The following is an 8,332-nucleotide window of genomic DNA, read 5'->3' as shown; positions in this document are numbered from 1 at the left end:
ACGGCGCTGATCGAGGCCGTGCTGGGGCTGCGCGGCCGCAGCGCAGGCGAGGTGCTGCGCAACGGCCAGCCGGTGACGCTACGCCACCTGCGCGATGCGGTGCGCCAGCGCATCGCCTATCTCACCGAGGATCGCAAGGGCAAGGGCCTGGTGCTCAACATGGGTCTGCGTCCCAATCTCACGCTGCTCAACCTGCGCGCGTACTGCCGCCCGCTGATCGATCGGCGCCGCGAGCAGCAAGTTTTCCAGGAGGCCATCGAGCGCTTCGACATTCGCCTGAGGACCGAGGCACTCACCGCGGCCGAGCTCTCCGGCGGCAACCAGCAGAAGCTGCTGCTGGCCAAGGTCATGACCATCGATCCCGAGATCGTGATCATCAACGAGCCGACCCGCGGCATCGACGTGGGCACCAAGCACCAGATCTACCACTTCGTGCGCGAACTCACCGACACCGGCTGCTCGGTCATCCTGATCTCCTCTGAGATGGCCGAGCTGATCGGCCTCTCGCATCGGGTGGCGGTGATGTGTGCCGGGATACTGACCGGGGTGCTTGAGGGTGAGCAGATCAACGAACACGAAATCATGCAGTACGCATCCGGCATCAAGGGGGTGGGAGTCGATGAACAACGCCGTGCCTGATAACAAGCCGCTGGCTCAGCGCCGAGCCTCCTTCGACCTCAAGACCTGGGGGCCATTCATCGCCCTGATGGCGCTGGCGTTGCTCGGGGTATTGATCAATCCCGCCTTCCTGGGACTCGACAACCTCTCCAACATGCTGACGCGAAGTGCCTTTATCGGCATCATCGCCATCGGCGCCACCTTCGTGATCACCGCCGGTGGCCTGGACCTCTCGGTGGGCTCGATGGCAGCGTTCATCGCCGGGGTGATGATCATCCTCATGAATAGCCTGGTCGAGCAGTTCGGCCCCGGCCTGACCACCATCGTGCTGGGCATTGGCGCCTCGCTGCTGCTGGGGCTGTGTGCCGGCTTCATCAACGGCATGGTGACCACCAAGGGCAAGATCGAGGCCTTCATCGTCACCCTCGGCACCATGGGCATCTATCGCTCGCTGGTCACCTATCTCGCCGACGGCGGCACCCTGTCGTTGGACTGGGGCGTACGCGACATCTACCGGCCGGTCTACTACGGCAGCCTGATGGGGATTCCGATTCCGGTACTGGTCTTCCTGCTGGTGGCGGTGGTCGGCTACATCCTGCTCAACCATACCCGCTTCGGCCGCTACTGCTTCGCCATCGGCTCCAACGAGAAGGTGGCCGAGTACAGCGCCATCCACGTCGACCGCATCAAGACCATGACCTACATGCTGCAGGGCGTGTGCGTGGCGCTGGCGACCATCATCTACGTGCCGCGGCTGGGCTCGGCCTCGGGGGCCACCGGGGTGCTCTGGGAGCTCGAGGCGATCGCGGCTGTCATCATCGGCGGCACCGTGCTCAAGGGCGGGCACGGACGGATCTGGGGCACGGTGGTAGGGGCGATCATGCTGACCATGATCGGCAACATTCTCAATCTGACGGATGCCATTTCCAACTATCTCAACGGCACGGTGCAGGGAATCATCATCATCGTTGCGGTGTACCTGCAGCGCGCATCGTGGAGAAAGACAGGGGCCTGAGCAGCTCTGCTGAAGCATCAACCAATAACAACCAAGCCAGTAAAGGAGCGTCACCATGCGAACCATTAAGACAACATTCGCTGCATTTGCCACCGCTGCCGTGATGGGGGCACCGACCGTCGCCATCGCCGCAGACTATACCATCGGTGTGTCGATACCGGCCGCCACCCACGGCTGGACCGGAGGCGTGAACTATCATGCCGAACAGGCCAAGCAGCGCCTGGAGGCAGCCCATCCCAATATTTCCATTACCATCTCCACCGCCAGCAACCCGGGTGAGCAGGCCAACGATCTGGAGGACCTCGTCTCGCAGCGCAATATCGATGCGCTGGTGGTGCTGCCCTTTGAATCCGGGCCGCTGACCGATCCGGTGCGTCGGGTCAAGGAGGGCGGTGTCTTCGTCACCGTGGTTGACCGCGGTCTCGAGCAGGAGGGCATCGAGGACCTCTACGTCGCCGGCAACAACCACGAGATGGGGCGGGTGTCCGGCGAGTATATCCGCGACCAGCTCGATGGAGAGGGCGATATCGTGGTGCTGCGCGGGATCCCCACGGTGATCGATGACGAGCGCGTGCAGGGCTTCCAGGAGGCCATCGAGGGCTCGAATATCAACATTCTCGACATGCAGCACGCCAACTGGAACCGCGATGACGGCTTCGAGGTCATGCAGGATTATCTGGCACGCTTCGACCGCATCGATGCGGTGTGGGCCCAGGACGATGATATCGCCCTTGGCGTGATCGAAGCGGTGCGTCAGGCTGAGCGCGAGGATGAACTCTTCATCGTCGGCGGCGCCGGCATGAAGGACATCATCAAGCGCGTCATGGAGGGTGACGAGCTGGTGCCGGTGGACGTGCTCTATCCACCGGCCATGATCGCCACCGCCATGGATCTGACCGTCCAGCACTTCACCTCCAATGGACCGGTGGTTGGCCAGTACATCCTGGGTTCCCCGCTGATCACCCAGGAGAACGCCGAGCAGTACTACTTCCCAGACTCACCGTTCTGATCGACGCGAGCGGGCTGGGTCACGAACCCGGCCCGCTCCTCCCTACCAGACATCTATCGGGAGAGCTCACCATGAAAACCATCAAAGGGCCGGCGATCTTCCTGGCCCAGTTCGCCGGTGACGAAGCCCCCTTCAACGACCTGAACAGCATCGCCGGCTGGGCGGCAGGGCTTGGCTACAAAGGCGTACAGATCCCCAGCTGGGACGCGCGCCTGATCGACCTCAAACGCGCCGCCGAGAGCAGGACCTACTGCGACGAGATCAAGGGTACCCTGGCCGAGCACGGCCTGGCACTGACCGAACTCTCCACCCATCTGCAGGGCCAACTGGTGGCCGTGCACCCCGCCTACGACGAGGTCTTCGACGGCTTCGCCGTTCCCGAGGTCCGGGGCAATCCCAAGGCCCGCCAGGCGTGGGCGGTGGAGCAGCTGATGCTGGCTGCCAAGCATCGCAGAACCTCGGCCTGACGGACCACGGGACCTTCTCCGGTTCGCTGGCCTGGCCATTCGTCTACCCCTGGCCGCAGCGTCCGGCCGGACTCGTCGAGACCGCTTTCGATGAGCTCGCCAGGCGCTGGCGTCCCATACTCGATGCCTTCGATGAGGCGGGAGTGAACCTGTGCTATGAAATCCATCCCGGCGAGGATCTTCACGATGGCATCACCTTCGAGATGTTTCTCGAGCGGGTCAGCCACCACCCGCGCTGTCATATTCTCTACGATCCCAGCCACCTGATCCTGCAGCAGCTCGACTACCTGGGCTTTCTGGATGTCTACCGCGAGCATATCCAGATGTTTCACGTCAAGGACGCCGAGTTCAATCCCAGCCCCAAGCAGGGGGTCTACTCCGGCTACCAGTCGTGGACCGAGCGGGCCGGGCGTTTCCGCTCGCTGGGCGACGGGCAGGTCGACTTCAAGTCGATGTTCGCGTGGATGGCCGCCAACGACTACCACGGCTGGGCGGTGCTGGAGTGGGAGTGCTGCCTCAAGCACCCCGAGGTCGGTGCCCGTGAAGGAGCGACCTTCATTCGCGACCATATCATCCAGGTCACCGAGCGGGCCTTTGACGACTTTGCCGACGCCGGGTCGGATGAGGCGGCCAACCGCCGCATCCTGGGACTCGACTGAGCAGGAGGCGACGACATGAGCAATAACGGCAGTAATGAAAGCTACGCCCCTCGCCGACTTCGCCTGGGTATGGTGGGTGGCGGCCAGGGTGCCTTCATTGGCGGCGTGCACCGTATGGCGGCACGCCTCGATGATCACTATGAGCTGGTGGCCGGCGCCTTTGCCTCCGATGCAGGTCGCAGCCGAGCGTCGGCGGCGGAACTCCATGTACCTGCCGAGCGTGCCTATCCGGATTATCGCACCATGGCCGAGTCCGAGAGCCGACGTGAGGACGGTATCGACGTGGTCGCCATCGTCACGCCGAATCACGTGCACTTTGATGCGGCCAAGTGCTTCCTCGAAGCTGGCATCCATGTCATCTGTGACAAACCGATGACGACGACCCTGGAGGATGCCCGGACTCTGGCGCAGCTGGCTGAGCGCAGCGGGCTGTTTTTCGGCTTGACCCATAATTACACCGGCTATTCGCTGGTGCGCCAGGCCCGGGAGATGGTGGCCAATGGCGAGCTGGGCGAGCTGCGGGTGATCCAGGTCGAGTATCCCCAGGACTGGCTCTCCACGCGCCTGGAGGAGAGCGGCGTCAAGCAGGCCGAGTGGCGAACGGACCCCAAGCGCAGTGGCCCTGCCGGATGCCTGGGGGATATCGGGACCCACGCCTATAACCTGGTGCGTTTCGTCACCGGGCTGGAAACCCAGGCCCTGGCTGCGGACCTGCATACCTTCGTGGAAGGGCGTGCACTGGATGACAACGTGCACATGATGCTGCGCTTCAAGGGTGGCGCCCGAGGCATGCTGTGGTCGAGCCAGGTCTCACCGGGCAACGAGAACGGGCTGCGCCTGCGCGTCTACGGCAGTCGTGGCGGCCTTGAATGGTGCCAGGAGGAGCCCAACCGGTTGCTCCATTCGCCACTGGGCGAGCCGCCGCGGATATTGACTCGCAACGGTCCCGGCCTGGGAGCCGCGGCAGTGGGGGCGGCACGTATTCCGCCGGGACATCCCGAGGGCTACCTGGAGGCGTTTGCTCAGCTCTACAGCGATTTCGCCGAGCAGATCCGGGCGCGTCAGGGCGGCCGCGAACCGGAGGTATTGGCAACCGGTACCCCGGGTATTGCCGACGGTGTCGAGGGACTGGTATTCATCACCCGGGCACTGGCATCTTCCGCAGCGGGTGGCGCCTGGGTGGACTTCTAGGGTGGCGATCCGGCTCGAGAACGGGCGGCTGCGGCTGGTGGTGGCCCCCGAGTTGGGAGGGTGCGTGGTGCGCTTCGATGCCCTGACGGTGTATGGTCCGCTGTCGCTGTTTCGTCCCGGCAACGAGGACTCGCACGATCCAACGAGATGGGCCTGTATCCACTGCTGCCCTGGTCCAACCGCATCTCCGCCGGTGGTTTCGACTGGCGGGGGCAGCACTACCCATTGGCAGGCAATCTGGCGGGCGAGCCGTTGCCGATCCACGGCGATGGCTGGCAGCGGCCTGGCGGGTCGAGCACCAGGGGCAGGCCGAGTTGCGACTCGGCCTAGGCTCCTCCTGGCAGCCACCCTTCGACTATCGTGCAGAGCTCCTTTATCGCCTCGATGGGGGAGGCCTGACGGTCGAACTGATGCTGACCCATCTGGGTAGCGTCCCGGCCCCATACGGTCTGGGCTTGCACCCCTGGTTTCCACGCAGCGCCGACGTCTGCTCAGGGCGCCGGCCGATGGGGTATGGGAGGTCGATACCGCGCAACTGCCTACGCGCTGGCATCCCCTGGAGGCGGGTGACCCCTGGCATTTTTCCGTGGTCGCTTCGCTTCCCGCAGGCCGGATCGACAACCTCTTCACCGGCTGGAACGGTCGGGCGCTGCTCAGCTGGCCCGGGCGCGGCGTGGCCCTCGAAGTCGACACGGTGCCTTCCCTGTCGCGCTATCTGCTCTTCTCGCCGGGGGAGAGTGCTGACTTCTTCTGCTTCGAGCCGGTGAGTCATGAGGTTGATGCCCATCACTTCGACGATCCCATAGCGCATGGGCTTGTGGAGCTGCAGCGCGGCCAGAGCCTGAGGCAACAGTGGCGATTCTCTCTCGCCTGGTCGACTCGATGACGGCTTTGCTGGTGAAGTCGCGCTCAATGACATGAGAGATGACGGCATGCAGGAAAACGAGATAGCGGTGGCGGTGGTGCTCGACATGAGCCTGGGTGAGAGCCCGGTGTGGTCGGTGGCGCGCCAGACCCTCTACTGGGTCGATATCAATAACGGTCGTGTTTATGCCTGGCGCCCCCAGGCGGGTACGCCCCCGACATGCTTCGAGCTAGGCGAGAAGGTGGGCTGCATTGCGCTCGCCGATAGGGGGCTGGTGGCCGCAGCCGCGTCGGGCATTGTGCGCCTGTCTGCGGGCGGTGAGCCCGAGCGGCTGGTCGACAACCCCGAATGGCAGACAGGTCAGCAAAACGAGCAGCAAACAGTGCGGGGCAACCGCTTCAATGATGGCCGCTGCGACGCCGCCGGGCGCTGTGGGTGGGCACCATCGCTGCTGACGAAGCGAGCCCTACGGCGGCGCTCTACTGTCTCGACAACGGCAAGTTGATGAAGCGGCTTGCTGACATCGGCATCTCCAATGGGCTTGCTTTCAGTCCTGACCGGCGTTGGCTTTACCACACCGACTCATTGAGCCGACAGATCCTGCGCTATGCCTTCGATGTCGGCAGCGGCACCCTGGGGAAAGGAGAAAGCTGGGTCGACCTGGAGAGGCTGGGGCTGCCCGGGGTGCCCGACGGTGCGGCGGTGGACAGCGAGGGATGCTACTGGAGTGCGCTCTACGGTGGTGGTCGTATCGTGCGCTTCTCGTCCGGTGGCGAACTGCTGGCAGAGCACCCGGTGCCTTGTCCGCACCCGACCATGGTGGCGTTCGGCGGCCCGGATCTGCGCACGCTCTTCATTACCACGGCCACCCAGCACCTGGATGCCGCAGGCAAGGCGCGCTGGCCGATGGCCGGCAGCCTGTTGGAGATGAAGGTCGGTGTGGCGGGGCTTGCCGAACCCGCCTTCGGCAGGGTCTAAGGGAGGCCAGGCCGCGCCCGGCACTCTATCACTGCCGGATCACTGCCGGGAATGGTCACGGCAGGCAGTAAACCAACCAGGCTCCTAGCGCTCCCGCTGAAGTCTCGTTCGTCTACCCAGATCGCTGAAGGCGGTCTCCAGCTCCTCGACGCTGACGACGCCCCGTATCACCTCGGTTCGCTCCCCATGTCTGTCGAACAGCACGATGGTGACGTGGTCGACCAGTTCCTTACCGGCGAACGACGTCCCTGTGAAGTGTTGATGTCCACGATCCGCCAGGCCGGGGCGTGCTCGATATTGCTCAGCGCTTGCTCGGCGTTGTCGCGCAGGCGACGGCAGTCGGGGCAGCCCCGGTCAAAGACCTGCACCGCCACCGGTTCGCCGCTACCGATCACGCTCAGGTCGGCCAGCGCGCGTGCTTCTCGCTCCTCGAGAATGAGCCAGGTCACCGGCACGGCAAGGATGGCCAGAGCGATCAGGATGCCACGCACCAGACGTCGAGGGCGGAAGCGCCGTGGCGCCTTCCCGACGCGAAAGGGTGGTTTCCGTGAGGAGGCGGTTGGCCTGTTACGCTTGTGCTTGGTCTTCGGCATAGTGGCGACTCTTGGCAGCAAAGGAGATTGGAAATCCGTTTGTCCAGGGGCCTGTCGGATTTGACCGATCGGGGTCGCTCAGGTCCGCGGGACCTCCAGTCGCCTGCCCAACGCCCGCATGAACTCGCTGCCCGCCGCGAGCTGCTCGATCTCGATGTATTCGTCGGGCTGGTGCGCCTGGGCGATGCTGCCGGGTCCGCAGATCACGGTGGGCAGCCCCACGCGCTGGAACTGCCCGGCCTCGGTAGCGTAGGCCACGGCGCCGCTGGGTCTTGCGCCGAGCAGCTCGCGACACAGGCTGAGCACCTCGGCGTTGTTGTCGTCGGCCAGCGCCGGCACCGTGGCATTGAGGGCCTCGGTGACGATGCTCGTCCCGGGGGCCTTGCGCTGCATCTCGTCCTCGAGTTCGGCGGCATAGGCGTTCACGCGGCCGATCAGGTCCTCGAAGCGGTCCTGGGGCAAGTGGCGAATCTCCCACTCGAAGGTACATTCACGGGCCATGATGTTGATCGCGGTGCCGCCGGCGATCTTGCCCACGTGCAGGCTGGAGTGGGCGACGTTGAAGGCCTCGTCGATGCGCCCCTCGGCACGCAGTTCGGTCATCACGTCCTCGATCTTCGTCACCAGTCGCGCGGCCACATGAATGGCCGAGACGCCCTGGTCGACCTGGCTGGAGTGCGAGGCGTGGCCGGTCACGGTGGTGCGCAGGTTGGTGGCGCCCTTGTGGGCCACTACCGGCTGCATCAGAGTGGGCTCGCCGACGATCACCGCCGCGGGGCGTGGGTGGTCGGCCATCAGTCGCTCGATCATGCGCGGCGCGCCGAGGCAGCCGACCTCCTCGTCATAGGAGAAGGCCAGGTAGATCGGTTTGGTGAGGTCTTGCTGTACCCAGTTCGGCACCTCCGCCAGGGCGCAGGCGATGAAACCTTCATGTCAC

General features: G+C 64.6%; 7 protein-coding genes and 3 pseudogenes. 8 read left to right on the top strand and 2 right to left on the bottom strand.

Features of this window, described 5'->3' with window-relative positions:
* The 8 genes and pseudogenes from Q427_RS09705 to Q427_RS36790 form a co-directional block, all read left to right on the top strand.
* A partial coding sequence (locus Q427_RS09705) for an ATP-binding cassette domain-containing protein (protein WP_043513371.1) occupies positions 1–639 on the top strand: 639 nt, incomplete at its 5' end.
* Positions 632–1,633, top strand: a complete 1,002-nt coding sequence (locus Q427_RS09700; protein WP_231613587.1) for an ABC transporter permease — start codon at positions 632–634, stop codon at positions 1,631–1,633. The genes Q427_RS09705 and Q427_RS09700, both read left to right, overlap by 8 nt.
* A 55-nt stretch (positions 1,634–1,688) precedes the next feature.
* On the top strand, positions 1,689–2,642 hold the full coding sequence (locus Q427_RS09695; protein WP_043513369.1) for an ABC transporter substrate-binding protein: 954 nt from the start codon (positions 1,689–1,691) through the stop codon (positions 2,640–2,642).
* A gap of 71 nt (positions 2,643–2,713) precedes the next feature.
* A pseudogene (locus tag Q427_RS09690) lies at positions 2,714–3,768 on the top strand (sugar phosphate isomerase/epimerase family protein).
* 15 nt (positions 3,769–3,783) lie between these two features.
* Entirely contained in the window at positions 3,784–4,959 is a 1,176-nt protein-coding gene (locus Q427_RS09685; RefSeq protein ID WP_043513368.1) for a Gfo/Idh/MocA family protein, read from the top strand.
* A 147-nt stretch (positions 4,960–5,106) separates the two neighbouring features.
* Positions 5,107–5,289 (top strand): aldose epimerase family protein, encoded by a 183-nt coding sequence (locus Q427_RS33760; RefSeq protein WP_331280596.1) that lies wholly within the window; start codon positions 5,107–5,109, stop codon positions 5,287–5,289.
* Positions 5,290–5,545: 256 nt separating this feature from the next.
* Positions 5,546–5,845 carry a hypothetical protein gene (locus Q427_RS33755; protein WP_231613588.1) on the top strand — a complete coding sequence of 100 codons (300 nt, stop codon included), beginning with the start codon at positions 5,546–5,548 and terminating at the stop codon, positions 5,843–5,845.
* Positions 5,846–5,876: 31 nt separating this feature from the next.
* Positions 5,877–6,802, top strand: a pseudogene (locus tag Q427_RS36790) (SMP-30/gluconolactonase/LRE family protein).
* Between the two features lie 167 nt (positions 6,803–6,969).
* On the opposite strand, the gene Q427_RS09670 reads toward Q427_RS36790, so the two are convergent.
* Together Q427_RS09670 and Q427_RS09665 are read right to left on the bottom strand one after the other, a co-directional pair.
* On the bottom strand, positions 6,970–7,395 hold the full coding sequence (locus Q427_RS09670; protein WP_155833517.1) for a hypothetical protein: 426 nt from the start codon (positions 7,393–7,395) through the stop codon (positions 6,970–6,972).
* A gap of 78 nt (positions 7,396–7,473) precedes the next feature.
* Positions 7,474–8,325, bottom strand: a pseudogene (locus Q427_RS09665) (M20/M25/M40 family metallo-hydrolase); the annotation flags it as partial.
* Between the last annotated feature and the right edge of the window lie 7 nt (positions 8,326–8,332).

This window comes from Halomonas sp. BC04 (assembly GCF_000568385.1).
The sequence above is the reverse complement of the archived record's forward strand: the minus strand, read 5'-3'. Positions and strand labels throughout refer to the sequence as shown.